Here is a 25,064-nt window from a genome sequence, read left to right as displayed (position 1 = left end):
GTGCGAATGTTCGGGATGCCTCGAGGCAGCGGCCGTCAGGCGAGGGCGGGCTCGCGGGCCAGCTGTTGATCAAGGTAGTCGTAGGCCAGGCGGCGGGCCTGCGCCACGTCCAGCCCCTCGGGGGCCAGGGCGCCACGCAGCCAGAGGCCGTCGATCATGGCGGCCAGGCCCTGGGCGGCGCGGCGCGCCTCGTCCCGGGGCAGGCAGCGGCGGAACTGGTGGCACAGGTTGGAGTAGAGGCGCCGGTCGTTGACCGATTGCAGGCGCTGCAGCGTCGGCTGGTGCATGCTGCTGGCCCAGAACGCCAGCCAGGTCTTGGCCACCGGGCCGCTGACCTGGCTGCGATCGAAGTTGCCGTCGATGATCGCCTCGAGATGGGCGCGCGGCTCCGCCCGGCCCAGGGCGGCACGGCGGGTCGCCACGGCCTCGCCCAGGTCATGGAGGATCTGGCGCATGGTGGCCTCGAGCAGGCCATCCTTGCCGCCGAAGTAGTGGCTGATGATACCGGCGGAGACGCCGGCGCGGCGGGCGATGCGGATCACCGTGGCGTCGGCCAGGCCGGCCTCGTCGATGGCCTCCATGGTGGCCTGAATCAACTGGCGGCGGCGAATGGGTTCCATTCCGACCTTGGGCATCGGGCATCTCCTCGTGCTGGGACGGCGAACCGTCCGGGTGATCGATGGCGATAAACCTAGTATGGGATATTTTTATTGAACGTTCAATCAACAAAAACGACGCACGGAGGACTTGCCAGCGACAGCCGGGCTGGGCATAATGCGCCCCCGTTGCCGACGCCAAGCGTCGCGACCCCCGTGGCTACGTAGCTCAGCTGGTTAGAGCACATCACTCATAATGATGGGGTCCCCTGTTCGAATCAGGGCGTAGCCACCAGCGAATTCTTTCGATGCCCAGTCGGCTTGCCGGCTGGGCATCGTTGCGTTTGAGGGCGCCGCGCGCAACGGGCCTGTGATCGAGCGCCTACTGCAGTATGGCACGGCCAGTCTGGCACGGCCGGTCTGGCACGGCCGGTCTGGCACGGCCGGTCTGGCACGGCCGGTCTGGCACGGCCGGTCTGGCACGGCCGGTCTGGCACGAAGCCCGGAAGCGGGTCAGTCGCCGGCGTCGTCGGGCGTCGTCGCGCCATGGGCCGCCAGGCGTTCCAGGGCGCCGCGCAATCGGGGGTCGTCGATCTCGCTGGCACAGCTGGCGAGTTCGGCGGCGGCCTGGGCGGGCAGGTGGCGCTCCTGGCGGGGCACCGGCTTGGGGGGGCGCACCGGGCGCACCTTGAGATTGAGGCGCTGCAGGGCGGCGAACTCCGGCAGGCCGCGCAACAGCGCCAGCAGCCGGGGCTGCTCGTAGCGCAGCCGAGTCAGCCAGGCGGCGCGGTCGGTGATCAGGGTGAGTCGACCGTCCCGGTAGCCGCCGACGTAGAGGTGCTCGCGCATCTCCTCCGGTAGCGCCTCGCGCAGGGTGGTCTGGGCCTGCTCCAGCAGCGAGGCCATGCGCATCAAGCCGCCCAGCTCGCCGCGACCGCCCAGCAGGCGGGTGACGGGCTGGGCGCGGAAACGCTTAACCTTTATACTCATGGGCTTTCTCGCGGCGACCGTGGCTTGCCGCCAATCTAGCATGTCCGGGAGTCCGTCGACAGCATGACCCAGCCCACCGCCTCTGCCGCTTTCCGTGCCCCGCGCCGGCGTTCCCGCTGGTGGCTGGCCGGCCTGCTGGTGGGCTGCCTGCTGCCGGTGGGGCTGGTGGCCTCCGATGGCGGGCGCCTGGTGGTGCGGGTGGTGCAGGTCTGCTGGCTGGCGCCGGCGGCGATTCGCGCCGAGAGCCGCCGCCAGGCCCGTCGACTGCGCTGGCAGCCGCCGCGGCGCCGCGGGTGCCTGTGTCGCCGTGCCTGGCCTCGCCGACCGTCTCCCCTGCGGCGCTGGATCGCCGCCCTCGATGTCCTGTCCCGGCGTGGCCCGCCCGTTGGCGCCATCGCCTGAAGGACGCGGCGCCCCGGCGCCAATCATGATTCTCTGCTTCGGCAGACACAGGACATCATCGCAATGCTCAATACCCTGCTTCGTAAGGTGGTCGGCTCCAGGAACGACCGCGTCATCAAGCGCCTGCAAAAGGATGTGGCGCAGATCAATGCCCTCGAGGCGCGCCTCGAAGGGCTCTCCGACGAGGAACTCCAGGCCCAGACCCCCGCCCTGCGCGCGCGCCTGGAAGACGGCGAGAGCCTCGACGCCCTGCTGCCGGAGGCCTTCGCCACGGTGCGCGAGGCCGGCAAGCGTGTCATGGGCATGCGTCACTTCGACGTGCAGATGATCGGCGGCATGGTGCTCCACCAGGGGCGCATCGCCGAGATGAAGACCGGCGAGGGCAAGACCCTGGTGGCCACCCTGGCGGTCTACCTCAATGCGCTGCCCGGCGAGGGCGTGCACGTGGTCACCGTCAACGACTACCTGGCGCGCCGCGACGCCGACTGGATGCGCCCCCTCTACGAGTTCCTGGGGCTGAGTGTCGGCACCGTCTATGCCGGCCAGACCCAGGAGGAGAAGCGTGCCGCCTACGCCGGCGATATCACCTACGGCACCAACAACGAGTTCGGCTTCGACTACCTGCGCGACAACATGGCCTTCTCCCAGGAGGAGAAGGTGCAGCGGGGCCTGCATTTCGCCATCGTCGACGAGGTGGACTCCATCCTGATCGATGAGGCGCGCACGCCGCTGATCATCTCCGGTCCCGTGGACGAGAACACCGACCTCTACAAGGTGGTGGATCGCCTGGCGACGCAACTGGTCAAGGGCGAGGCGTCGGAAGACCCGGAAGCGCCGGTGGACGGCGACTTCACCCTGGACGAGAAGCAGAAGCAGGTGGAGATCACCGAGGACGGCCACAACAAGGTGGAGGAGCTGATGCGGGCCGAGGGCCTGCTGGGCGAGGACGACTCCCTCTACGCCGCCCAGAACCTCAACCTGCTGCAGCATATGCATTCGGCGCTGCGCGCCCGCCACCTCTACCACCGCGACGTGGACTATATCGTCAGCGATGGTCAGGTGGTGATCGTCGACGAGCACACCGGCCGCACCATGCCGGGACGGCGTTGGTCCGAGGGCCTGCACCAGGCGGTGGAGGCCAAGGAGGGCGTGGCCATCCAGCGCGAGAGCCAGACGCTCGCCTCCACCACCTTCCAGAACTACTTCCGTCTCTATGACAAGCTGGCCGGCATGACCGGTACCGCCGATACCGAGGCCTTCGAGTTCCGCCAGATCTACGGCCTGGACGTGGTGGTGATTCCCACCAACAAGCCGCTGGCCCGTCAGGACCTCAACGATCTGGTCTATCTGACCACCGAGGAGAAGTTCGAGGCGATCATCAAGGACGTCCAGGCCGAGACCGAGGCGGGGCGCCCGGTGCTGGTGGGTACCGCCTCCATCGAGGCCTCCGAGTACCTGGCGCGGCTGATGAAGCAGGCCGGCCTCGACTTCAATGTGCTCAACGCCAAGCAGCACCAGAGCGAGGCGGAGATCATCGCCCAGGCCGGGCGTCCCGGCGCCATCACCATCGCCACCAACATGGCCGGCCGCGGCACCGACATCATGCTCGGCGGTAACTGGGAGGCTGAGGCGGCCAAGCTGGAGAACCCCAGCGAGGCCCAGGTCGCGGCGCTCAAGGCCGAATGGCAGCAGCGCCACGAGGCGGTGCTGGCCGCCGGCGGCCTGCATGTGGTCGGTTCCGAGCGCCACGAGTCGCGGCGTATCGACAACCAGTTGCGCGGCCGGGCCGGGCGCCAGGGGGATCCGGGCTCGACCCGTTTCTTCCTGTCGCTGGAAGACAGCCTGATGCGGCTGTTCGGCTCCGATCGGGTGCAGCGCCTGATGCAGGCCCTGGGCCTGGAGAAGGGCGAGGCCATCGAGCACAAGATGGTCTCCAACGCCGTGGAGCGGGCCCAGAAGAAGGTCGAGAGCCGCAACTTCGATATCCGTAAGCAGCTGCTCGAGTACGACGACGTGGCCAACGACCAGCGTCGGGTGATCTACGAGCAGCGCGACGAGATCCTCGCCGCCGAGGACGTTTCCGAGAACGTCACCGGCATCCGCGCCGAGATGCTCGACGAGGCGATCAGCCAGTTCGTGCCGCCCCAGAGCCTGCCGGAGCAGTGGGACCTGGCCGGGCTCCAGGAGCACCTCAAGACCGAGTTCAACCTCGATGCGCCGGTGGTGCAGTGGGCCGAGGAGGATCAGCGCTTCCACGAGGAGCAGCTGCGCGAGCGCCTGCAGGAGATGCACCGCCAGGCCTACGAGGCCAAGGTGGAGACCGTGGGCGAGGCCCTGATGCGGCGCTTCGAGAAGCAGATCATGCTGCAGGTGCTCGACACCCGCTGGAAGGAGCATCTGCAGTCCATGGACCACCTGCGTCGGGGCATCCACCTGCGCGGCTATGCCCAGAAGAACCCCAAGCAGGAGTACAAGCGCGAGGCCTTCGAGCTGTTCCAGAACCTGCTGGCCAATATCAAGGGCGACGTGACCCGCATCCTCAGCCATGTGCAGGTGCGCCGCCAGGAGGAGGTCGACGAACTGGAGCGCCAGCGCCGCGAGGCCCTGGAGCGCGAGAAGGCCGCCGCCGCCAGTCGCCATGACGAGCCGAGTGCCGCGGCCAGCGAAGGCGCACCGGCCGCCGCGGCCTCGCCCGGCGCCGATGGGCGCCCGGTGCGCCGCGAGGGGCCCAAGGTGGGGCGCAACGATCCCTGCCCCTGCGGCTCCGGCAAGAAGTTCAAGCAGTGCTGCGGCAAGCTCAACTGAGCGCCGCCAACCCGACGAGAGGAGAGAGCAACGATGGCAGTGGGTGAAGCGGTGTTTCCGGCCATGCCGGTGATCGAGGGGCTGCGCCTGGGCAGCGCCATGGCCGGCATCAAGAAGCCGAACCGCCGCGACCTGGTGGTGATCGAGATTCCCGAGGGTGCCACCGTGGCCGGTACCTTTACCCGCAACGCCTTCTGCGCGGCGCCGGTGCAGGTGGCCAAGCGCCATCTGGCGGCCTGCCATCGGGCCGACGCCGCCCCCCGCTATCTGCTGGTCAATACCGGCAACGCCAATGCCGGCACCGGCGCCCAGGGCCTGGCGGATGCCGAGGCCAGCTGCAGTGAGCTGGCGCGCCTGGCCGGGGTCGCCCCCGAGGCGGTGCTGCCCTTCTCCACCGGGGTCATCGGCGAGCCGCTGCCCATGGCGCGCCTGCTGGGGGCCCTGCCATCGGCGCTCGAGAGCCTCGACCCGGCGGCCTGGGAGGCCGCCGCCGAGGGCATCCTGACGACCGACACCCGTCCCAAGGGGGCGACCCGGGAGGTGGAGATCCACGGCCAGACGGTGACCCTCGCCGGCATCAGCAAGGGGTCCGGCATGATCCAGCCCAATATGGCCACCATGCTGGGCTTCGTGGCCACCGACGCGGCCATCGCCACGCCGCTGCTGCAGGAACTGCTGAGGGAGACCGTGGCCGACTCCTTCAACTGCATCACCGTGGACAGCGACACCTCCACCAATGATGCCTGCATGCTGGTCGCCACCGGCCGCGGCGCGACCCTCGAGGCCGCCGATACGGCGGCGCTGGCGGCCTTCCGCGAGGCGCTGCTGGCGGTGCTGGTCGAGCTGGCTCAGGCGATCATCCGCGACGGCGAGGGGGCCACCAAGTTCGTCACCCTGCGGGTCGAGGAAGCCGCCAGCCGCCGGGAGGCCCTGGACGTGGCCTTTACCGTGGCCCATTCGCCGTTGGTCAAGACCGCCCTCTACGCCTCGGACGCCAACTGGGGGCGCATCCTCGCCGCCGTGGGCCGGGCGCCGGTGGCCGACTTCGACGTCGACAAGGTGGTCATCGACCTGGGCGAGGTACGCCTGGTGGAGCAGGGCGGTCGCGCCGCCGGCTACACCGAGGCGGCCGGCAGCGCGGTGATGGCCGAGGAAGAGATCACTATTCGCATTCGCCTGGGGCGCGGCGAGGAGGCGGCCACGGTGTGGACCTCCGACCTGTCCCACGACTATGTCACGATCAACGCCGACTATCGTTCCTGAGTCGGCGTCCAGCATGATGGAAAGGTAATGAACGCAATGGTCAAGAGAAGGGTTCATGTGGCGGCCGCCGCCATCGTCAGCCGCGATACCCGGCAGGTGCTGATCGCCCGGCGCCCCTCCACCGTGGATCAGGGTGGGCTCTGGGAGTTTCCGGGTGGCAAGCTGGCGCCCTACGAGACCGGTTTCGAAGCCCTCAAGCGCGAGCTGCACGAGGAGCTGGGGGTGGAGATTCGCCGCGCCCAGCCGCTGATTCGCGTGCACCACGAGTACCCGGACAAGCATATCCTGCTGGATGTGTGGCAGGTCCATGACTTCGCCGGCGAGCCCTTCGGTCGCGAGGGGCAGGCGGTGCGCTGGGTGCCCATGGAGGAGCTCTATAACTACCCCTTCCCGGCGGCCAACCTGCCGATCCTGCGGGCGGTGATGTTGCCCACCGAGTACCTGATCAGCGACGAGGAGGCCGACGACGAGGTCTTCCTCGGCAGGCTGCAGCGGGCGCTGACCGAGGATGGCGTGCGCCTGGTGCAGTTGCGTGCCAAGTCGCTGGATCGCGAGGCCTACCTGGCCCGCGCCGAGCGGGCCCTGGCGCTATGCCGCGAGCATGGCGCCCAGCTGCTGCTCAATGGCGAGCCGGAACTGCTCGAGGCGGTGGATGCCGATGGCATCCACCTGACCAGCGAGCGGTTGATGCAGCTGGAACGCCGCCCCATCGCCGAGGGCAAGTGGCTCTCCGCCTCCACTCACGACAAGGCGCAGCTGGATCAGGCCGGTCGTATCGGCTGTGATTTCGTGACCCTGTCGCCGCTGCGCACCACGCCGTCTCATCCGGAGGTGGCGCCACTGGGCTGGCACGACTTCCAGCAACTGGTGGAGACCGCCGCCATGCCGGTCTTCGCCCTCGGTGGCATGACCCGTTTCGACGCCGACCATGCCCGCGCCGTGGGCGCCCAGGGCATCGCCTCGATCCGCGATTTCTGGAAGTGACCGGTTTCACCGGAGCTTGAAGCCATCGGCTTGAAGCTTGAAGAACCAAACCGCCCCCATGGCCTGGCCATGGGGGCGGTTTGGTTCCGAAGGCTACAAGGGGTGTGGGGCTTGATCATTGGGGTGGGCCGGGCTCGCTAGCACCGGGACGAAACCCCACAGCCTTTTGAGCCGGGCGACGCGTCGAATCGGATCAAGGTCCCTCTTGCCGATTCTCGATCGACATCCCTGTCGATCGCCGCTGCCCGGCTCGTCAGGCTGTGGCGCCCCGGCGAAACCGCTCGCCAACCCACCTCGATGGCCCCGCCTGTACAGGCTTGCGCGCAGCGCCTTAGTCGCGATAGCGCCGGGTTAGCTCGCCATAGGCATCGATACGGCGGTCGCGGTCAGGTACCAGCGGCCAGATGCGCGGCGTATCGGCCTGCGTTAGTCCCGGTATCTACGCGTTAGCTCGCCATAGGCGTCGATACGGCGATCGCGGTCAGGTATCAGCGGCCAGATGCGCGGCGTATCGGCCTTCGTTAGTCCCGGTATCTGCGCGTTAGCTCGCCATAGGCGTCGATACGGCGATCGCGGAGGTACGGCCAGATGCGCCGGGTCTCCTCGCCGCGGGCCATATCCACCTCCACCAGCAGGGTCTGGGCCTCCTCGCCGGCATGGGCCAGCAGTTCGCCCTGGGGGCCGCAGACGAAGCTGCCACCCCAGAAGTCGATGCCCGGGCCGACCTCGGAGTGGTCGGGCTCGTGGCCGACCCGGTTGGCGACCACCACCGGCAGGCCGTTGGCCACGCCATGGGCGCGCTGGATCAGGGTCCAGGCGTCCTTCTGACGCACCTTCTCGGCGTCTTCGTCCGGCGGATGCCAGCCGATGGCGGTGGGGTAGAGCAGCAGCTCGGCGCCGGCCAGGGCCATCAGTCGCGCCGCCTCCGGGTACCATTGATCCCAGCACACCAGCACCCCGAGGCGCCCCAGGGAGGTCTCGATGGGGGCGAAGCCCTGGCCGGGACCGTCGGCATCGCCGGGGGTGAAGTAGAACTTCTCGTAGAAGGCCGGGTCGTCGGGGATATGCATCTTGCGGTAGTGGCCCACCGCCCCCTGGGCGCGGTCATAGACCACGGCGGTGTTGTGGTAGAGGCCGGCGGCGCGGCGCTCGAACAGCGAGCCCACCAGGACGATATCCAGCTCCGCGGCGAGCGCCGCCAGGCGGCTGCCGGTGGGGCCGTCCAGGGGCTCGGCCAGGTCGAAGAGGTCGGGGTCCTCGTACTGGCAGAAGTAGTGGGTGGCGTGGAGCTCCTGGAGCAGCACCAGTTGGGCGCCCTGGGCGGCCAGCTCGCGCACCCGGGCCTCGCTCTCGGCCAGGCTCTTCGCCTTGTCGGGCCAGGCGGCCTGTTGTACCAGGCCCACCTTCAGGGTCTTGGTCATCGTCTCTCTCCGTCGTTCGGGCCGTCAGGCCAGGCTGCCCCGGGGCAGCTGCATGGTCAGGCAGTGCAGGCTGCCATGTTGGCGAATCACCACCGAACAGTCGATGGGCAGGATATCGCGGTCCGGGAAGGCCTCGGCAAGGGCCGACAGGGCCCGGCCGTCCGCCGCGTCGCCATAGGTGGGCACCAGCACGGCGCCATTGATGATCAGGAAGTTGGCATAGGTGGCCGGCAGGCGGTGTCCGTCCTCCGGGTCGAAGCAGGGCGCCGGCCAGGGCAGGGGGATCAGCCGGTAGGGCCGGCCGTCGGCGCGCTTGAGGGCCTTCAGCTCCGCCTCCATGGCCGAGAGCGCCGGATAGTGGGGGTCGCTCTGGTCGTCGCAGCGCACATAGGCGATGGTCCGGGGGTCGCAGAAGCGCGCCAGGGTGTCGATATGGCTGTCGGTGTCGTCCCCCTCCAGGTGGCCGTGACGCAGCCACAACACCCGTTGGACACCGAAGTCCTCGGCCAGGTGCGCCTCGATGGCGGCGCGATCCAGGCCGGCATTGCGGTTGGGGTTGAGCAGGCAGGCCTCGGTGGTCAGCAGGGTGCCCTCGCCGTCGCTCTCGATGCCGCCGCCCTCGAGGATCAGCTCCCGGGATGCCAGGGGCGCGGCGAAGACGCCCGCTTCGGCCAGGCGCCGGCTCAGGGTGTTGTCGAGGCCGGCCTCGAACTTGCCGCCCCAGCCGGTGAAGACGTAGTCGAGCAGCTCCACCCGGCCGTCGCGTTCGATGCCGATGGGGCCATGGTCCCGGGCCCAGGTGTCGTCGGCGGGGGCGACGACCAGGGTCAGCCGCTCGGCGGCCACGCCGCGGTGGGCGAAGCGCTCGGCCAGGCGCGCACGGTCGGCCTCGCTGGGCACGGCGATCAGCACCCGCTGGTAGCGGGCGACGGCCACCACCATGGCCTCCAGGGTGGCCTCGATCAGGCTCAACTGGGGGGCCCAGTCGCTGGTCGGGCTCGGCCAGGTGAGCTGGATGGCATCCTGGGGATGCCACTCGGGGAACAAGCGCTTGGCCATGGGGTCTTCTCTTCCTGTGTCGCCGGGGCGGGAAAGGGCGCAATTTAGGGTGGCGTCGCCCGCGATGCAAGCCCAGAATAGCCGCCTGGCGCCGGTGGACACCCCGTGCAGCCCGTAACGAAAAACCGTACCATGGGCGCCCGCTGACAAGGAATCGATTGCGATGCTCGACCGTCTGCCTTTCCTGCTGGGATTGCGTTATGTCCGCGCCAAACGGCGCAACCACTTTATCTCCTTTATCTCCCTGACCTCGATGCTGGGCCTCACCCTGGGGGTGGCGGTGTTGATCCTGGTGCTGTCGGTGATGAACGGCTTCGACCAGGAGCTGCGCACCCGCATCCTGGGCATGGTGCCCCATACCAAGATCGAGGCCCGCAACGGCCTGGTGGAGTGGCAGGCCCTGGCCGAACGCCTCACCCAGCGCGAGCGGGTGATCGGCGCCGCCCCCTATGTGGAACAGCAGGGCATGTTCTCGGTGGGGGGGCGCAACCAGGGCGCCATGGTCAATGGCATCCACCCCGAGTGGGAGGGCCGCGTCTCCATTATCGATGAGCATATGCGCGAGGGTAGCCTGGATGAGCTGCGGCCCGGCGAGTGGAATATCGTGCTCGGCTCGCTGCTGGCGCGCCAGCTGGGCGTCGGGGTGGGCGACCGGGTGACCCTGCTGGTGCCCGAGGCCTCGATCACCCCGGCGGGGGTCTTCCCGCGCCTCAAGCGCTTCACGGTGAGCGGCATCTTCAGCGTGGGGGCCGACCTGGATGCCAGCCTGGCCTATGCCAATATCGAGGACATGCAGACCCTGGCGCGCCTGGGCGAGGCCGTGGAGGGGCTGCGCCTGGAGCTCGACGACCTGTTCGTGGCCGGCGACGAGACCCGGGCGATTATCGACGAGCTGGGCGGTGGCTATCGCGGCCTCGACTGGACCTATTCCCACGGCAACCTCTTCCAGGCGATCCAGATGGAGAAGCGCATGATCGGCCTGTTGCTGACGGTGATCATCGCCGTGGCCGCCTTCAATATCGTCTCGACCCTGGTGATGGTGGTCACCGACAAGCATGCGGATATCGCCATCCTGCGCACCATCGGCGCCACGCCCCGCTCGATCATGGGGATCTTTATCGTCCAGGGGCTGGCCATCGGCCTGATCGGTATCCTGATCGGGGTGGTGGCCGGGGTGCTGCTGGCCCTGGGCATCGCCGATATCATCGGCTGGTTCGAGGCGCTGTTCGGTATCCAGTTCCTCGACTCCGGGGTCTATTTCATCAGCTACCTGCCGTCGCGGCTGATCTGGAGCGATGTGATCAATATCGTCGCCGCGGCCCTGGTGCTGACCTTCCTGTCGACCCTCTATCCCGCCTGGAGAGCATCACGGGTTCAACCCGCCGAGGTGCTGCGCTATGAGTAAGGTCGCATCGGAAGTGACGATCTCCGCATGGCCCGCCAATGGCGGCGCTATCCAGAGACAACCCGTCGAGGTGCTGCGCTATGAATAGTCAAGGAGCCACCATGCAACAACCCGCCCAGGGTATTCTAAGCGAGGCGCCGGTGATGCTGAGCTGCGAGGGGCTGACCAAGACCTATCGGGAGGGGCCCCAGGACCTGACCGTGCTGCACGAGCTCGACCTCGGCGTGCGCGCCGGCGAGCGGGTGGCGGTGGTGGGCAGCTCCGGCTCCGGCAAGACCACCCTGCTCAACCTGCTGGGCGGGCTCGATCGCCCCAGCGGCGGCAGCGTCAAGGTGGCGGGGCAGTGCCTGGCGGAACTCGGCGAGGCGGCCCTGGGGCGCTTTCGCAACCGCCATATCGGCTTCGTCTACCAGTTTCACCATCTGCTGGCGGAACTGACCGCCCTGGAGAATGCCGCCCTGCCGCTGATCATCCGCGGCCAGAAGCGCCGCGAGGCGGTGGCCAAGGCGGCGCGGATTCTCGAGCGGGTGGGCATGGCGGAGCGCGGCGAGCACAAGCCCGGCGAACTCTCCGGTGGCGAGCGTCAGCGGGTGGCCATCGCCCGGGCGCTGATCACCGACCCCAGCCTGGTGCTGATGGACGAGCCCACCGGTAACCTGGACCAGCACACCGCCGCCAGCATCCTGGCGCTGATGGACGAGCTGGCCGCCAGCGCTGCCTGCGCCTTCGTGGTGGTGACCCATGATCCCGCCCTGGCCGCCCATCAGGACCGGGTGCTGCGCCTGAATGAGGGCCGGCTTCAGCCGGAGTAGTCGATCCTCGCCCCCTGAACGACAACGGCGCCCTCGGGGCGCCGTTGTCGTTCAGGGGGCGTGCTCGTCGCCGCGGCGGCGTGCCGCCCGCCGCTGGCGGCGCCGGTGACGGCGCTGCTTCCAGCTGCGTACCACATGCCAGCGCCACAGCAGCCGTACCACCAGGTTGGCGCCGAGCCCCACCACCACCGCCGCCACCAGCGAACCCAGGGCCAGGATCGGCAGGATATCCAGCATCTGTTCCGCCACCCAGCGGGTGGAGAGCGCCTCCGGGGCCTCCCGGGCCGGGGTGCTGAGCAACCAGGCGCCGAGCCGATAATTGCCGTAGAAGATCAGCGGGATGGTCAGGGGGTTGGTGATCCATACCAGGCCCACCGACAGCGGCAGGTTACAGCGCAGCAGCCAGGCGCCGAAGGCGGCCACCACCATCTGGAAGGGAATCGGCAGCAGGGCGCTGAACAGCCCCACCATAAAGGCGTTGGCGACGCCGCGCCGCGACAGTACCCACAGGGAGGGGTTGCCGATCCAATGACTCATGAAACGCAGCGAGCGGTTGCGCTTGAGCGTCTCCGGATGGGGCATGTAGCGCTGTAGCAGGCGGCGCGGCATCGAGGCCTCGAAGTGGGCTGACGGCGATCCGGCTATTATCCATACAAGCATGCGGGCTCGCCATGGCCGCCGAGCGCGGTCGGCCAACGGCGATGGGAGCAAGGGAATGCGGATCGGATGGGCTTGGCCCCTGGCGCTGTCGGCTATCGCCGGTACCCTGCTCGGGTATTGGGCGCCGACGGGGTTGTTCGAGGGCGTCATCCTGCTGGCCCTGTGGGCGCGTCGCCACCTCCGGGCGCTGGCCCTGTTGCTGGTGGTGGCCGTGACCGCCGGCCAGGTGCTGCTGATGCAGCGGGCCGAGCTGCCCGAGGGACTCTCCCGCCAGACCCTGATCGTCGAGGGGCGACTCACAGAGGTGCGTGACCAGGGGGCACTGGCGCGGCTGCGCCTGAGGGTGACGGCCTGCGAGCCTCTGGAGGGGCTGCGCCTGCCCTGTCGACACCTGCGCCAGCTGCGCCTGAGCCATTTCGATCCCCCCGAGATGGCGGCGGGGGAGTCTTGGCGTCTGGCGGTGCGCCTGCGCCCTCCCGGGGGGCTGGCCAACCCCAGCGGTTTCGACTATCGCGCCTGGCTATGGCGGGAGGGCATCGGCGGCACCGGCTATGTGCGTGCCGAGCCGCCGGCCCAGCGCCTGGAACCGGCGGGCTTCTCCCTGCGCCGCCTGGCCCTGGCCCATCTCGACGAGCGCGAGCTGCCCGATACCGCGCGGCGCTGGCTGGCGGCCCTGACCCTGGGGGCCGGCGAGGCCCTGACCCGGGACGACTGGGAGCGCCTCAATGCCACGGGGACTACCCACCTGGTGGTGATCTCGGGGCTGCATGTGGGGCTGGTGGCCGGCTTTACGCTGCTGCTGGGGCGTGGCGTCGCGCGCCTGGTGACGCCACGGGCCTGGCGTCTGTCGGTCTGGCCCTGGTGGCTGGCGGCGCTGGCCGCCAGCGCCTATGCCGTCCTGGCGGGATTGGCGCCGCCGGCGCTGCGCGCCCTGGTGATGGCCCTGATGGGACTCTGGGTAGCCAGCGGGCGTCATGCGCCGGGTCCCTGGCAGGGCTGGTGGCTGGCGCTGGCCATCGTGGTGCTGCTCGACCCGCCGTCGCTGTGGCGCCCCGGCCTGTGGCTCTCCTTCCTGGCCGTGGCGCTGCTGATCCTGGTCTGGCAAGGGCGGCCCCGCCCCCGGGGGCTAGCCGGCTGGCTATGGGCCCTGATTCGCTCCCAGTGGCTGCTGGCGCCCTGGATGGCCGCGGCCGTCTTGCTCGCCTTCGCCCGTCTGGCCACGGCGGCGCCCCTGGTCAATCTGCTGGCGGTGCCTCTGGTCAGCCTGGTGCTGGTGCCCCTGGGGCTGCTGGGGTGGCTGCTGGCCTGGGTGCCGCCCCTGTCACGGCTCTGCTGGTGGCTGTTCGCCCACCTGGTCAGCACCTTCGAGGCCCTGTTGGAGGCGAGCCTGCGCTGGTTTCCCCCCTGGTATCCCGAGACCTGGCAGCTGCTCCCTTTGGCCCTGGGGCTGGGACTCCTGGCCCTGGCCTGGGCGCTGCCCGGCATGGCGATAGGCTGGCGGGCCCTGGTCACTGGCTGGCTGCTAAGCCTGCCGCTGTGGCTAACCCCGCCTTCACCGGCCTCCGGCGAGGCGACGCTGCGGGTCTGGGACGTGGGCCAGGGCCAACTGGTGGAGATCGCCACCGCCAATCATCGACTGCTCTATGATGCCGGGCCCCGCTATGGCAGCGGTTATGTTCCCCTGGCCGGGCTCTGGCCACCGGGGCGGCGCTTCGATCGGGTGATCATCAGCCATGACGACCTGGATCATGCCGGCGGGGTGCCGGCGCTGGCCGAGCATGAGGTGGGGGACTGGCTGGCGCCCCGGGGGGAGGCGGTCGGCGTGCCCTTTACCCCTTGTCATGACGGCCAGGCCTGGCGCTGGGATGGCGTCGACTTTCGCCTGCTCTGGCCGCCGCCCGGGCCCCAGCCGGGGCGTTCCAGCAATGATCGCTCCTGCGTACTGCTGGTCACCGCGGGAGACCGACAGGTGTTGATCACCGGCGACGTGGGTCGCGAGGTGGAGCGTCATTTCCTGCTCGAGGTGTCGGCGCCCCTGGACGTGCTGGTGGCGGGGCACCACGGTAGCCGAGGAAGTTCCGGGCCGTCGTTCGTTGCGCGCCTGCGGCCCCGCCAGGTGATCCATAGTGCCGGCCGCGACAACCCCTTCGGCCATCCCAGTGAGGAAGTGGTGCGGCGTTTCGCCCGCCATGGCAGCTGCCAGTGGAATACCGCCCTGGATGGCGCCCTGACCCTGCGCCTGGGGGCGGAGGTGAGGATCACGCCCCGGCGCCGGATACCCTGGGCCGGTGTCGGTGGCCGTTGCCATGGGGTAGAATCGCCGCCATGGATCGGTCTTGGCCGGTGACGATTGGCACGGACGGGAGACGCCCTCGATGGAACTGCTCGATGCCCTGATCGCCGGGGGCTGGTTGATGATTCCGCTGCTCGGCTGCTCTCTGGTGGCCATGGTGATCATCATCGAACGCCTCTGGACCCTGCGTGCCGGACGCATCGCGCCCCTGGGCCTGGGGCAGGAGGTCTGCACCCTGATCAACCAGGGCCAGGTCAACCTCTACTGGCTGGAGGGGCACTCGCCCCTGGGTGGCATCCTGGCGGCGGGGTTACGTAATGCGCGCCTGGGCCACGAGCAGGTCCGGGCGCGCCTCCAGGAGGCGGCCACCGCGGTGATCCACGATATGGAGCGCTTCCTCAGTCCCCTGGGCACCATCGCCGCCATCACCCCGCTGATCGGCCTGCTGGGCACCGTGGTGGGGATGATCGAGGTCTTCTCGGTGATCGTCACCGTCGATGGGGTGGAGCGTACCGCCGACCTGGCCGGGGGTATCTCCCGGGCCCTGGTGACCACCGCGGCCGGCCTGACGGTGGCGATTCCGGCGCTGATGTTCCATCGCTATTTCCAGCGCCGGGTGGAGGACATCACGGTACGCATGGAGGAACAGGCGGGGCTGCTGGTGGAGTACCTGGCCCATCACCAGGGCGAGGTCCGCCTGAGCGATCATCGCTCCGGGGCGGCGCCTGGCGCGGCCGGTGGGGAGTCCCGGGCGTGAGATTTCCCCGGCGGCGGCGCGATGCGGTGGAGGTCAACCTGACCCCGTTGATCGACGTGGTCTTCCTGCTGTTGATCTTCTTTATGGTCTCCACCACCTTCGAGACCCGCCAGGCCCTGGAGCTGATCCTGCCCCAGAGCCGCGAGGCCGCGCCCCTGGAGGCGTCGCCGGTGACCCTGGTGATCACCGCCGAAGGGGCGTACCGTCTGGACGGCGAGACCCTGGCGGGGGCGCGCCTGAGCGCCGCCCTGGCCGAGCGGGCCGAGGCGGCTCGGGAACACGGCCTGATCCTCGAGGCGGATGGGCGCGCCACCCACGCCGCCGTGGTCACCGCCCTGGACCTGGCCGGAAGCCTGGGCATCCAACGCATTCGTATCGCCACCCGCGAGGGTGGAGCCACCACGCCGTAACGGAGTCACCGTGACACAGCAATCGGGCTGGAACCTCTACAAGCGTCTGCTGGGCTATGTCAGGCCCCACTGGAAATCCTTCCTCCTGGCGGTGCTGGGCTATCTGATCTATGCCGCCTCCAGCACCGCCCTGGCGGAGATGATGAAGCGGCTGATCGACGGCATTCAGAGTCCGGATGCCGCCTTTCGCCTCTTCCTGCCGCTGTTCGTGGTGGGCATGTTCGGCGCCCGCGGGGTGGGGACCTTCCTGGGCACCTACTTTATGAGCGACGTGGCCCGCAACGTGGTGCATGCGCTGCGCTGCAATGTGTTCAACCATATGCTGCGCCTGCCCGGGCGCTTCTTCGATGCCCACTCCAGCGGCCATCTGATCTCCCGGGTCACCTACCATGTGGAGCAGGTCACCGGGGCGGCCAGTAACGCCATCACCATCCTGTTGCGGGAGGGCCTCTTCGTCCTCGGCCTGCTCGGTTACCTGCTGTGGACCAACTGGCTACTGACCCTGGTGTTCCTCGGCGTGACGCCGCTGATCGCCGGCGTGGTGAGCTATGCCAGCAAGCGTTTCCGGCGCCTCTCCGGGCGCATCCAGCACTCCATGGGCGACGTCACCCATGTGGCCTCCGAGGCGCTCTCCGGCTACCGGGTGGTGCGCACCCATGGCGCCGAGGGCTACGAGCGGCGCCGCTTCGCCGCCGCCAGCGACTATAACCGCCAGCAGAGCATGAAGGAGGCGTTGACCAAGGCGGTCAGCACCCCGGTGATCCAGCTGCTGGTGGCCCTGGCCCTGGCCGGCCTGGTCTGGCTGGCCATGTCGCCGGCGCTGATGGCGGAGATGACCGCCGGCGAGTTCGTGGCCTTTATCACCGCCGCCTCGCTGATGGCCAAGCCGGTGCGTCAGCTCACCGAGATCAACAGCGAGATCCAGAAGGGCATCGCCGCCTCCGCCGAGCTCTTCGGCCTGCTCGAGGAGGCGCCGGAGCCCGACGAGGGGACCCATGAGGTGCCCCGGCTGCAGGGACGCCTGACCTTCGAGGGGGTACGCTTCGCCTATGGCGAGGACCTGCCCGAGGTGCTCAAGGGCATCGATCTGGAGGTCGAACCTGGCGAGATGATCGCCGTCGTCGGCCGCTCCGGCAGCGGCAAGACCACTCTGGTCAACCTGCTGCCGCGCTTCTACGCGCCGACCGCCGGACGCATCCGGGTCGACGGCACACCCCTGGACGACTACCGCCTGCAGCCACTGCGTCGCCAGATCGCCCTGGTCTCGCAGCAGGTGACCCTGTTCAATGCCAGCATCACCGAGAACATCGCCTATGGTGACGAGCGCCCGGATCCGGCGGCGGTGGAGGCGGCGGCCCGCGCCGCCTATGCCCATGAATTTATCGAGCGCCTGCCCGAGGGCTATGCCACCGTGGTGGGCGACAACGGCGTGATGCTCTCCGGCGGCCAGCGCCAGCGCCTGGCCATCGCCCGGGCCATCTACAAGGATGCCCCCATCCTGATCCTCGACGAGGCCACCTCGGCCCTGGACAGCGAGTCGGAGCGCTATATCCAGCGTGCCCTGGAGACCCTCTGCCAGGGGCGCACCACCTTCGTGATCGCCCACCGCCTCTCGACCATCGAGCGCGCCGATCGCATCCTGGTGATGGAGCAGGGCGAGATCATCGAGGCGGGACGCCACGCCGAGCTGCTGGCCCGGGACGGCGCCTACGCGGCCCTGCACCGCTTGCAGTTCCAGGAGGCTCCCCCGGCATGAGCGGCATAGGCAGGTGTTTCGGTAGCTGGTTGGCGGCGCCGCGACGCGGCCCTCTGATCTGGCTTGCAGTTCCAGGAGGCTCCCCCGGCATGAGCGGCATAGGCAGGTGTTTCGGTAGCTGGTTGGCGGCGCCGCGACGCGGCCCTCTGATCTGGCTTGCCATTCCAGGAGGCTCTCCCGGCATGAGCCTCGAACTCGGCAATCTTTGGCAAGCGGTGGCGCGCCGCCGCCTGACCTGGACTGCCATGCCAGGAGGTCGCCCGGCATGAGCGGTGCGCGTGGTGGACTCGGCGAACGCTGGCTGGCGGCGGCCTATCGCGGCGCGCCCTGGCTGGCGCTGCTGCGTCCCCTGGAGGCGCTCTACCGCTGGGCGGTGAGGCGCCGGGCATCGGCCTACGCCCAGGGCAGGAAGCCGGTCTGGCGGGCCCCGGTGCCGGTGATCGTGGTGGGTAACCTGACCCTGGGGGGCACCGGCAAGTCGCCCCTGGTGGCCTGGCTGGCCGAGCACCTCCAGGCCCGCGGCCATGCGCCGGGTATCCTCTCCCGGGGCTATGGCGGGCGCAGCGACGCCTACCCGCTGTGGGTCACCGCCGAGACCCCGGTGGCGGCCTGTGGCGACGAGCCGCGGATGCTGGCGGCCCAGACCGGGGTGCCCCTGGTGGTGGATCCGCAGCGTCCCCGGGGCGCCCGACGGCTGCTGGAGGCGGGCTGCGATATCCTGATCAGCGACGATGGCCTCCAGCACCTGGCCCTGGGGCGCGACCTGGAGCTGGTGGTGGTGGATGGCGCCCGCGGCTTCGGCAACGCTCGCTGCCTGCCCGCCGGGCCCCTGCGCGAGCCCCTGGCACGCCTGGAAAGTGTGGATGCGGTGATCATCAACGGCGAGCCGGCCTTCGCGCCCCCCGCGGGGGCCTATCGGATGGCCCTCGAACCCAGTGCCTGGCGCCGGGTCGCCGACGACGAGGCCCTGGCCCTGACGCCGCCGCCCTTCACCGGGCCGGTGCACGGAGTGGCGGGGATCGGCAACCCGCGGCGCTTCTTCGCCACCCTGGCGCGCCTGGGCCTGGCGGTAACGCCGCACCCCTTCGCCGATCACCACCGCTTCGCCGCCGCCGATCTCGACTTCGGCGACGATCGCCCGGTGGTGATGACCGCCAAGGATGCGGTCAAGTGCCGCGATTTCGCCTCCCCGGCCTGCTGGGCCCTGGAGGTCAAGGCGCGGCCCGACACGACTTTCATCGAGTGGCTCGACGGGCGGCTCGATACCCTGAACCCAGTCCCGACACGGGAGAGATAACGATGGACAAGGAACTGCTGGCCATGCTGGTCTGCCCGCTCTGCCAGGGCAAGCTCAAGTACGACCGCGAGGCCGCCGAACTCCGGTGCCACTATGACGGCCTGGCCTTCCCGATTCGCGACGGCATCCCGGTGATGCTGGAGGAGGAAGCCCGGGTCATGGACGTGGACGAGAAGCTCGGCAAGGGGCCGGGGGCGACGCCATGAGCCAGGAGGTGATCGCGGTGATTCCGGCCCGCTATGCCTCCTCGCGGCTGCCCGGCAAGCCGCTGCTGGAAATCGCCGGCGAGCCCATGGTGGTGCGGGTCTGGCGCCAGGCCCGGGCCAGCGGCGCCGATCGGGTGGTGGTGGCCACCGACGACGAACGTATCCGCGAGGCGGTCGAGGCGGCGGGGGGCGAGGCGCTGATGACCCGCGCCGATCATCCCTCCGGCACCGACCGCCTGGCCGAGGTGGCGGATCTGCTGGGCCTGGACGACGCGGCGATCCTGGTCAATGTGCAGGGCGACGAGCCGCTGCTGCCGCCGGCGCTGATCGACCAGGTGGTCCAGCGCCTGGCGGATGACGGCACGGCGGCCATGGCCACCCTGGCGGAGCCGATCCAGGACGTGGAGACGCTCTTCAACCCCAATGTGGTCAAGGTGGTGCGGGACCTGAGCGGCGCCGCCCTCTACTTCTCCCGGGCGCCCATCCCCTGGGATAGAGAGGCCTGGGATCGCGACGCCTTCGCCGTCCGCCCGGAGCGGCTGAGCACCGATGGCTGGTTGCGCCATATCGGCCTCTATGCCTACCGTGCCGGCTTCCTGCGCGACTACCGCGACTGGCGGCCCACCCCCCTGGAGCAACTGGAACAGCTGGAGCAGCTGCGTGCCCTCCAGCATGGTCGGCGCATCCTGGTGGCCCTGACCCGGGAGCCCCATCCCGCCGGTGTCGATACCGCCGAGGACCTGGCCCGGGTACGGGCCCTGGTGGAAGGGCTGGGGGATCAGGGGTGATGCGGGTACTCTTCGTCTGCCTGGGCAATATCTGCCGCTCGCCCACCGCCGAGGGCGTCTTCCGCCAGCGCCTGAGTGCCGCGGGACTCGCCGAGCGGGTCGAAGTGGACTCCTGCGGCACCGGCGGCTGGCATATCGGCAAGGCGCCGGATCCGCGCACCCGGGCCGCCGCCGCGACCCGCGGCTACGACCTCTCGGCGCTGCGCGCCCGCCAGCTGCATGATGACGACTTCCACGCCTTCGACTACCTGCTGGCCATGGATCACGCCAATCTGGCGGAGCTCGAGGCGCGCTGTCCCGCCGGCTGCCGGGCACACCTCGGTCTCTTCCTCGATTTCGCCGGCAGCCCCGGCCAGGCGGTGCCCGATCCCTACTATGGCGGCGCCGAGGGTTTCGATCGCGTCCTCGACCTGGTGGAAGCCGCCGCCGATGGCCTGGTGGCGGAGCTCGAACGTCGCCTGGAGGCTCGGTCGTGAGCGAGGCGTCATATCCCGAGTTGCGCCATGACCACGCCCTGGACGGCCTGAATACCCTGGGGCTGAGCGCTCGGGCGGCGCACTTTATGCGCCTGTCCCGGGAAGCCGAGCTGGCCCCGGCCCTGGCCCTGGCCGCGCAGCGGGGCTGGCCGGTGAGCCTGCTGGGCGGCGGCAGCAACCTGATCCTCGCCCCGCACCTGGACGGCCTGGTGCTGCAGCCCGGTTTCGCCGACTGCGAACTGACCCCGGGAGCCGACGGCAGCGTCGGGGTCCGGGTGGCGGCGGGCCACGACTGGCACGCCCTGGTGATGGCCATGGCCGCTCGCGGCCTCTGGGGCCTGGAGAACCTGGCGCTGATCCCGGGGCAGTGCGGCGCCGCTCCCATCCAGAATATCGGCGCCTACGGGGTCGAGCTGGCCGAGGTGCTGGAAGCGGTGGAGCTGCGTTACCTGGATGATGGCCGCGCCGAGACCCTGGGCGTGGGGGAGTGCGCCTTCGGCTATCGCGACAGCCTCTTCAAGGGCGAGCTGGCCGGCCGGGTGATGATCACCCATCTGCGCCTGCGGCTCTCGACGCGTCCCCGGCCCAGGCTCGACTACGGCGACCTGGGGCGCCGGGTCGAGGGGGAACCGAGTCCCCTGGCGGTGGCCGAGGCGGTCTGCGCCATTCGCCGCGAGAAGCTGCCCGACCCCCTGGCACTGCCCAATGCCGGCAGCTTCTTCAAGAACCCGGTGGTGCCCGGGCCGCTGGCCGAGGCGTTGATCAAAGACCATCCGACGATGCCGCATTTTGCGCAGCCGGAAGGGAAGGTCAAGCTGGCCGCCGGCTGGCTGATCGACCAGTGTGGCCTCAAGGGCTGGCGGGAGGGGCCCTTCGGGGTCCACGAGCGCCAGGCCCTGGTGCTGGTGCACCATGGTGGTGGCGATGCCCGGGGCCTGCTGGCCTTCGCCGAGCGGGTCGCCGAGCGGGTACGCAGCCGTTTCGGGGTGGTGCTGGAGCGGGAGCCGCGGTTGATGGGCCGCTTCGACTGACCCCTAGGGAAGCGCTGATTTATGTCGTGAGCGAAGAGAGGCTGGTCGCCGCCGGAGCGCAAAAACCGGAGTTTACGTGGTGTTAAATGAGGATTTTGAGCACCGCCGGCGGCCAGGATATCGAGCGCAGCAATAAATCAGTGTTTCCCCTAGTATTCCCGGCCCCTAATGACAAAGGCCCGTGGCAATCGCCACGGGCCTTGTCGTTGGATCAGGACCCCGCACGAGGCGGGGCCTGCGCCTTACTGGCCGTCTTCAGCCTGCTCCCGGCGACGCTGCTCGCGGGGATCGTTATGCGCCCGACGACGGCGGCGCCGAGTCGGTGCAGCCTCGGCGGCCGCCGGCTTGGCTTCGGCCTGCTGGGCAGCCTCGGCCTTGGCTTCGGCCTCTTCCTGAGCCTTGGGCTCCGGCTTGGCTTCGGTCTTCGCCTCGGCCTCTTGCTTCACCTCGGGCTTGGCTTCCTGGGCCTTGGCCTCCGGCTTGGCTTCGGCCTTAGGTTCCGGCTGCTTGGGCGCTTCTGCCTTGGCTTCCGGCTTGGCCTGCTGAGCCTTGGCCTCAGGCTTCGGTTCTTGCTTCACCTCGGCCTTGGGCTCGGGCTGCTTGGCTGCCTCGGCCTCCGGCTTGGCTTCCGGCTGCTTGGGCGCTTCTGCCTTGGCTTCCGGCTTGGCCTGCTGAGCCTTGGCCTCAGGCTTCGGTTCTTGCTTCACCTCGGCCTTGGGCTCGGGCTGCTTGGCTGCCTCGGCCTCCGGCTTGGCTTCCGGCTGCTTGGGCTCGGGCTTGGCTTCTGGCTTAGCTTCGGCTTTAGCCTCGGGTTTAGCTTCCTGGGCCTTGGCCTCCGGCTGCTTGGGCTCGGGCTTGGCTTCGGCTTTAGCCTCGGGCTTAGCGTCCTGGGCCTTGGCTTCCGGCTGCTTGGCCTCCGGCTGCTTGGCCTCGGGTTTGGCTTCGGCCTTGGCTTCCGGCTTAGCGTCTTGGGCCTTGGCTTCCGGCTTGACCTGCTGAGCTTTGGTGTCGCTCGGTGCTTGTTGCTTGGCTTCGGCCTTCGGCTCGGGCTTGGCTTCCGGCTGCTTGGGCGCTTCGGCCTTGGGCTCCGGCTTGGCTTCCGGCTGCTTGGGCGCCTCGGCCTTGGGTTCTTGCTTAGCCTCTTGCTTTACCTCGGGCTTGGCTTCGGCCTGCTCGCCCTCCTGCTGGGCCTGGGCTAGCAGTTTCTGCTGCTCGGCCTCGGCCTGGGGGTTGATGGCGTGCTGGCGGGAGCGCTGGCGCGGGTTATTGCGGATGCGCTTGGGCTCGCCGCTGGTCTCGGCCTTTTCCTGGGGCTTGTCCTGGGCCTTCTCCTGAGCGCGGGGCGCCGACTTGGGGGCCTCGGTCTTGGCCTCCGGCTTGCCGGCGTCGCGGCCGGGCTTGGTATCCCCGCCCTGACGACGGTTGTCGTCCTGGCGGTTGCGGCCACGGCCACCCCGGTTGTCCTGGCGCGAGTCGGCATCGCCACGACCGCCACGGCGGTTATCCCGCTGGCTCTGGCTTCGCCCCTCGTCGCGGCGGCTGTCGCCGTCCTGACGCTTCTCCTGACGACCGTCCTGAGCCTGACGGCTCTCTTGGGGCTGGCGGCCCCCCTGGCCCTGGCGACCGCGGCGGCTGCCACCGCGGGGTTGGCGGTCGCCGCGGCTGTCCTGGCGGGCCTGGGGGGGCTCAGGCTTGGCCTGGCGCTCGCCCTGACCGGCATCGCGGCTCTCGGCCTCGCCGCCCAGCAGCTTGCCCAGCCCCTTGACCAGGCGGGAAATCAGGCCGCCGCCCTCGGCGGGGGCCGCCGCCTGGGGCTTCGATGGGGCCTGGGGCTTCGACGGGGCCTGGGGGGCCGGTTGCGCCTGGGGCTTGGCCGGCTCCGGGGTCGGGGTGCTGGGCTCTTCGCGCAGGGAGGCCGGCGCCGGGGCGTTATGGGTCACGCTCTTGACCGCGGCCTCGGCACGGGGCGCCGGCTTCTCGAAGGAGGGATCCGGCTCCTTGCCCACCTCGGTATCGGTGGAGAGCTCGAAGCTGGATTTGTCGCTGTCGTCCTGTTCGCTCAGGTGGTCGTCGCGCAGGCGCTGGACATCGTAGTGGGGGGTGTCCATCTCCGGGTTGGGCAGCAGCACCACCTGGACCCCCTGGCGGCGCTCGATATCGGCCAGCACCCGGCGCTTCTCGTTGAGCAGGTAGGTGGCCACCGGCACCGGCAGGATGGCGCGGATCTGGGCGCTGCGCTCCTTCATGGCCTCTTCCTCGATCAGGCGCATGATGGAGAGCGACAGGGAGCGCACGTCGCGGATGGTGCCCTGGCCGTTGCAGCGCGGGCAGACCACGCCGCTGGTCTCGCCCAGGGAGGGGCGCAGGCGCTGGCGCGACATCTCCATCAGGCCGAAGCGCGAGATGCGGCCGATCTGCACCCGGGCGCGGTCCAGCTTGAGGGCGTCGCGCATGCGGTTCTCGACCTCGCGCTGGTTGCGCGCCGGGCTCATGTCGATGAAGTCGATCACCACCAGGCCGCCGATATCCCGCAGGCGCAGCTGGCGGGCGATCTCGTCGGCGGCCTCGCTGTTGGTCTGCAGGGCGGTCTCCTCGATATCGCTGCCACGGGTGGCCCGGGCGGAGTTGATATCGATGGAGACCAGCGCCTCGGTGTGGTCGATGACGATGGAGCCGCCGGAGGGCAGCTTCACTTCCCGCTCATAGGCGGTCTCGATCTGCGACTCGATCTGGAAGCGCGAGAACAGCGGCACCTCGTCGGCGTAGAGCTTGATCTTCTGCTGGTAGGAGGGCATCACCTGGCGGATAAAGCCCAGCGCCTCCTGGTGAATCGCCTCGCTGTCGATCAGCACCTCGCCGATATCCTGGCGCAGGTAGTCGCGCATGGCGCGGATGATGACGTTGGATTCGCGGTAGATCAGGAAGGGGGCGGGGCGCTTGCCGGCCTCCTCGGTGATCGACTCCCACACCTGCACCAGGTAGTCCAGGTCCCACTGCAGCTCCTCGGCGGAGCGGCCGATACCGGCGGTGCGCACGATCACGCCCATCTTCTCCGGCATCGTCAGCTGGCCCATGGCCTCCTTGAGCTGGCTGCGCTCCTCGCCCTCGATGCGCCGCGAGATACCGCCGGCGCGGGGGTTGTTGGGCATCAGCACCAGGAAGCGGCCGGCCAGGGAAATAAAGGTGGTCAGGGCGGCGCCCTTGTTGCCGCGCTCCTCCTTGTCGACCTGGACGATGACCTCCTGACCCTCCTTCAGCACCTCCTTGATGCTGGGGCGGCCGGACGGCTCCTTGATGAAGTAGTCGCGGGAGATTTCCTTGAGGGGCAGGAAGCCATGGCGCTCGGCGCCGAAATCGACGAAGGCGGCTTCCAGGGAGGGTTCGACGCGGGTGATCTTGCCGCGGTAGATATTGGCTTTCTTCTGTTCCCGGGCACCGGATTCGATGTCCAGGTCGTAGAGGCGTTGTCCATCGACCAGGGCGACGCGCAGCTCTTCCGGCTGGGTCGCATTGATGAGCATCCGTTTCATGTCGTCTCGCTTGTTGGGGCGTGCCGGCAGGCAGCCCTCGAGCAACGGCGTCGACGAACCGCTGGGTGCAGCGTGCTTGTGCTCAGCGCATGTCGCGGATGCGTGTGCGCCCGGCCATATCCG

General features: G+C 69.4%; 21 protein-coding genes and 1 tRNA gene. 16 read left to right on the top strand and 6 right to left on the bottom strand.

All coding sequences use genetic code 11. From position 1 onward, the window contains the following. Window positions 1-35 precede the first annotated feature (35 nt). Window positions 36-635, bottom strand: a complete 600-nt coding sequence (betI, locus tag ACQ1W9_RS12530) for a transcriptional regulator BetI (RefSeq protein ID WP_431023671.1) — start codon at window positions 633-635, stop codon at window positions 36-38. Between the two features lie 179 nt (window positions 636-814). Here betI and ACQ1W9_RS12525 point away from each other — a divergent pair. After that, window positions 815-891: transfer RNA gene (locus tag ACQ1W9_RS12525), tRNA-Met, on the top strand. A 218-nt stretch (window positions 892-1,109) separates the two neighbouring features. Here the strand turns inward: ACQ1W9_RS12525 and ACQ1W9_RS12520 are convergent. Continuing rightward, window positions 1,110-1,586 (bottom strand): DUF721 domain-containing protein, encoded by a 477-nt coding sequence (locus ACQ1W9_RS12520; protein ID WP_431023670.1) that lies wholly within the window; start codon window positions 1,584-1,586, stop codon window positions 1,110-1,112. Between the two features lie 63 nt (window positions 1,587-1,649). Here ACQ1W9_RS12520 and ACQ1W9_RS12515 point away from each other — a divergent pair, with 63 nt between their 5' ends. From ACQ1W9_RS12515 to ACQ1W9_RS12500, 4 genes are all read left to right on the top strand, one after another. Then, window positions 1,650-1,988, top strand: a complete 339-nt coding sequence (locus ACQ1W9_RS12515; protein WP_346063177.1) for a hypothetical protein — start codon at window positions 1,650-1,652, stop codon at window positions 1,986-1,988. A gap of 63 nt (window positions 1,989-2,051) precedes the next feature. Then, window positions 2,052-4,793 carry a preprotein translocase subunit SecA gene (gene secA / locus ACQ1W9_RS12510; RefSeq protein ID WP_431023669.1) on the top strand — a complete coding sequence of 914 codons (2,742 nt, stop codon included), beginning with the start codon at window positions 2,052-2,054 and terminating at the stop codon, window positions 4,791-4,793. Window positions 4,794-4,826: 33 nt separating this feature from the next. Then, window positions 4,827-6,056, top strand: coding sequence for a bifunctional glutamate N-acetyltransferase/amino-acid acetyltransferase ArgJ (gene argJ / locus ACQ1W9_RS12505; protein WP_431023668.1), 1,230 nt, complete (start codon window positions 4,827-4,829; stop codon window positions 6,054-6,056). A 36-nt stretch (window positions 6,057-6,092) separates the two neighbouring features. Next, complete coding sequence (locus tag ACQ1W9_RS12500) at window positions 6,093-7,040, top strand: Nudix family hydrolase (RefSeq protein ID WP_346063189.1); 948 nt, start codon at window positions 6,093-6,095, stop codon at window positions 7,038-7,040. A 521-nt stretch (window positions 7,041-7,561) separates the two neighbouring features. On the opposite strand, the gene ACQ1W9_RS12495 is transcribed toward ACQ1W9_RS12500, so the two are convergent. After that, window positions 7,562-8,461, bottom strand: a complete 900-nt coding sequence (locus tag ACQ1W9_RS12495; RefSeq protein ID WP_431023667.1) for a carbon-nitrogen hydrolase — start codon at window positions 8,459-8,461, stop codon at window positions 7,562-7,564. A gap of 24 nt (window positions 8,462-8,485) precedes the next feature. Then, on the bottom strand, window positions 8,486-9,520 hold the full coding sequence (locus tag ACQ1W9_RS12490; protein ID WP_431023666.1) for an agmatine deiminase family protein: 1,035 nt from the start codon (window positions 9,518-9,520) through the stop codon (window positions 8,486-8,488). Between the two features lie 163 nt (window positions 9,521-9,683). On the opposite strand from ACQ1W9_RS12490, the gene ACQ1W9_RS12485 reads away from it, so the two are divergent. Further along, window positions 9,684-10,925: a lipoprotein-releasing ABC transporter permease subunit gene (locus ACQ1W9_RS12485; protein ID WP_431023665.1), complete on the top strand. Its 1,242-nt coding sequence runs from the start codon at window positions 9,684-9,686 to the stop codon at window positions 10,923-10,925. Between the two features lie 101 nt (window positions 10,926-11,026). Continuing rightward, window positions 11,027-11,737 (top strand): ABC transporter ATP-binding protein, encoded by a 711-nt coding sequence (locus ACQ1W9_RS12480; RefSeq protein WP_431023664.1) that lies wholly within the window; start codon window positions 11,027-11,029, stop codon window positions 11,735-11,737. A 51-nt stretch (window positions 11,738-11,788) separates the two neighbouring features. On the opposite strand, the gene ACQ1W9_RS12475 is transcribed toward ACQ1W9_RS12480, so the two are convergent. Then, a complete protein-coding gene (locus tag ACQ1W9_RS12475) occupies window positions 11,789-12,346 on the bottom strand; it encodes a DUF2062 domain-containing protein (RefSeq protein WP_431023663.1) in 558 nt (185 codons plus the stop codon). Between the two features lie 106 nt (window positions 12,347-12,452). Between ACQ1W9_RS12475 and ACQ1W9_RS12470 the strand changes: the two genes are divergently transcribed. The 9 genes from ACQ1W9_RS12470 to murB all read left to right on the top strand — a co-directional run bounded on the left by ACQ1W9_RS12470 (window position 12,453) and on the right by murB (window position 21,411). Next, on the top strand, window positions 12,453-14,744 hold the full coding sequence (locus tag ACQ1W9_RS12470; RefSeq protein ID WP_431023662.1) for a DNA internalization-related competence protein ComEC/Rec2: 2,292 nt from the start codon (window positions 12,453-12,455) through the stop codon (window positions 14,742-14,744). A 28-nt stretch (window positions 14,745-14,772) separates the two neighbouring features. Continuing rightward, entirely contained in the window at window positions 14,773-15,447 is a 675-nt protein-coding gene (locus ACQ1W9_RS12465) for a MotA/TolQ/ExbB proton channel family protein (RefSeq protein ID WP_431023661.1), read from the top strand. Further along, window positions 15,444-15,857 (top strand): ExbD/TolR family protein, encoded by a 414-nt coding sequence (locus ACQ1W9_RS12460; protein WP_431023660.1) that lies wholly within the window; start codon window positions 15,444-15,446, stop codon window positions 15,855-15,857. The genes ACQ1W9_RS12465 and ACQ1W9_RS12460 overlap by 4 nt, the downstream gene beginning before the upstream one ends. 10 nt (window positions 15,858-15,867) lie before the next feature. Beyond that, window positions 15,868-17,613 (top strand): lipid A export permease/ATP-binding protein MsbA, encoded by a 1,746-nt coding sequence (gene msbA, locus ACQ1W9_RS12455; RefSeq protein WP_431023659.1) that lies wholly within the window; start codon window positions 15,868-15,870, stop codon window positions 17,611-17,613. 265 nt (window positions 17,614-17,878) lie between these two features. Next, on the top strand, window positions 17,879-18,910 hold the full coding sequence (gene lpxK / locus ACQ1W9_RS12450) for a tetraacyldisaccharide 4'-kinase (protein ID WP_431023658.1): 1,032 nt from the start codon (window positions 17,879-17,881) through the stop codon (window positions 18,908-18,910). 2 nt (window positions 18,911-18,912) lie between these two features. After that, on the top strand, window positions 18,913-19,116 hold the full coding sequence (locus ACQ1W9_RS12445; protein ID WP_146802688.1) for a Trm112 family protein: 204 nt from the start codon (window positions 18,913-18,915) through the stop codon (window positions 19,114-19,116). Next, window positions 19,113-19,904 carry a 3-deoxy-manno-octulosonate cytidylyltransferase gene (gene kdsB, locus ACQ1W9_RS12440; RefSeq protein WP_431023657.1) on the top strand — a complete coding sequence of 264 codons (792 nt, stop codon included), beginning with the start codon at window positions 19,113-19,115 and terminating at the stop codon, window positions 19,902-19,904. Before ACQ1W9_RS12445 ends, kdsB begins: the two co-directional genes overlap by 4 nt. After that, on the top strand, window positions 19,904-20,380 hold the full coding sequence (locus ACQ1W9_RS12435) for a low molecular weight protein-tyrosine-phosphatase (protein ID WP_346063163.1): 477 nt from the start codon (window positions 19,904-19,906) through the stop codon (window positions 20,378-20,380). Before kdsB ends, ACQ1W9_RS12435 begins: the two co-directional genes overlap by 1 nt. Next, entirely contained in the window at window positions 20,377-21,411 is a 1,035-nt protein-coding gene (gene murB / locus ACQ1W9_RS12430) for a UDP-N-acetylmuramate dehydrogenase (RefSeq protein ID WP_431023656.1), read from the top strand. Before ACQ1W9_RS12435 ends, murB begins: the two co-directional genes overlap by 4 nt. Window positions 21,412-21,653: 242 nt before the next feature. Here murB and rne read toward each other — a convergent pair whose 3' ends face one another. Next, window positions 21,654-24,941, bottom strand: coding sequence for a ribonuclease E (rne, locus tag ACQ1W9_RS12425; RefSeq protein ID WP_431023655.1), 3,288 nt, complete (start codon window positions 24,939-24,941; stop codon window positions 21,654-21,656). Window positions 24,942-25,064: the final 123 nt, after the last annotated feature.

It is taken from the genome of Halomonas sp. H5 (genome assembly GCF_050613175.1).
GTDB lineage: Bacteria > Pseudomonadota > Gammaproteobacteria > Pseudomonadales > Halomonadaceae > Bisbaumannia > Bisbaumannia salifodinae.
The sequence above is the reverse complement of the archived record's forward strand: the minus strand, read 5'-3'. Positions and strand labels throughout refer to the sequence as shown.

Bases quoted from the DNA above. Each gene is read 5' to 3' on its own strand.
- betI (WP_431023671.1), bottom strand. From the start codon at position 635: ATGCCCAAGGTCGGAATGGAACCCATTCGCCGCCGCCAGTTGATTCAG.
- ACQ1W9_RS12520 (WP_431023670.1), bottom strand. From the start codon at position 1,586: ATGAGTATAAAGGTTAAGCGTTTCCGCGCCCAGCCCGTCACCCGCCTG.
- ACQ1W9_RS12515 (WP_346063177.1), top strand. From the start codon at position 1,650: ATGACCCAGCCCACCGCCTCTGCCGCTTTCCGTGCCCCGCGCCGGCGT.
- secA (WP_431023669.1), top strand. From the start codon at position 2,052: ATGCTCAATACCCTGCTTCGTAAGGTGGTCGGCTCCAGGAACGACCGC.
- argJ (WP_431023668.1), top strand. From the start codon at position 4,827: ATGGCAGTGGGTGAAGCGGTGTTTCCGGCCATGCCGGTGATCGAGGGG.
- ACQ1W9_RS12500 (WP_346063189.1), top strand. From the start codon at position 6,093: ATGGTCAAGAGAAGGGTTCATGTGGCGGCCGCCGCCATCGTCAGCCGC.
- ACQ1W9_RS12495 (WP_431023667.1), bottom strand. From the start codon at position 8,461: ATGACCAAGACCCTGAAGGTGGGCCTGGTACAACAGGCCGCCTGGCCC.
- ACQ1W9_RS12490 (WP_431023666.1), bottom strand. From the start codon at position 9,520: ATGGCCAAGCGCTTGTTCCCCGAGTGGCATCCCCAGGATGCCATCCAG.
- ACQ1W9_RS12485 (WP_431023665.1), top strand. From the start codon at position 9,684: ATGCTCGACCGTCTGCCTTTCCTGCTGGGATTGCGTTATGTCCGCGCC.
- ACQ1W9_RS12480 (WP_431023664.1), top strand. From the start codon at position 11,027: ATGCAACAACCCGCCCAGGGTATTCTAAGCGAGGCGCCGGTGATGCTG.
- ACQ1W9_RS12475 (WP_431023663.1), bottom strand. From the start codon at position 12,346: ATGCCGCGCCGCCTGCTACAGCGCTACATGCCCCATCCGGAGACGCTC.
- ACQ1W9_RS12470 (WP_431023662.1), top strand. From the start codon at position 12,453: ATGCGGATCGGATGGGCTTGGCCCCTGGCGCTGTCGGCTATCGCCGGT.
- ACQ1W9_RS12465 (WP_431023661.1), top strand. From the start codon at position 14,773: ATGGAACTGCTCGATGCCCTGATCGCCGGGGGCTGGTTGATGATTCCG.
- lpxK (WP_431023658.1), top strand. From the start codon at position 17,879: ATGAGCGGTGCGCGTGGTGGACTCGGCGAACGCTGGCTGGCGGCGGCC.
- ACQ1W9_RS12445 (WP_146802688.1), top strand. From the start codon at position 18,913: ATGGACAAGGAACTGCTGGCCATGCTGGTCTGCCCGCTCTGCCAGGGC.
- kdsB (WP_431023657.1), top strand. From the start codon at position 19,113: ATGAGCCAGGAGGTGATCGCGGTGATTCCGGCCCGCTATGCCTCCTCG.
- ACQ1W9_RS12435 (WP_346063163.1), top strand. From the start codon at position 19,904: ATGCGGGTACTCTTCGTCTGCCTGGGCAATATCTGCCGCTCGCCCACC.
- rne (WP_431023655.1), bottom strand. From the start codon at position 24,941: ATGAAACGGATGCTCATCAATGCGACCCAGCCGGAAGAGCTGCGCGTC.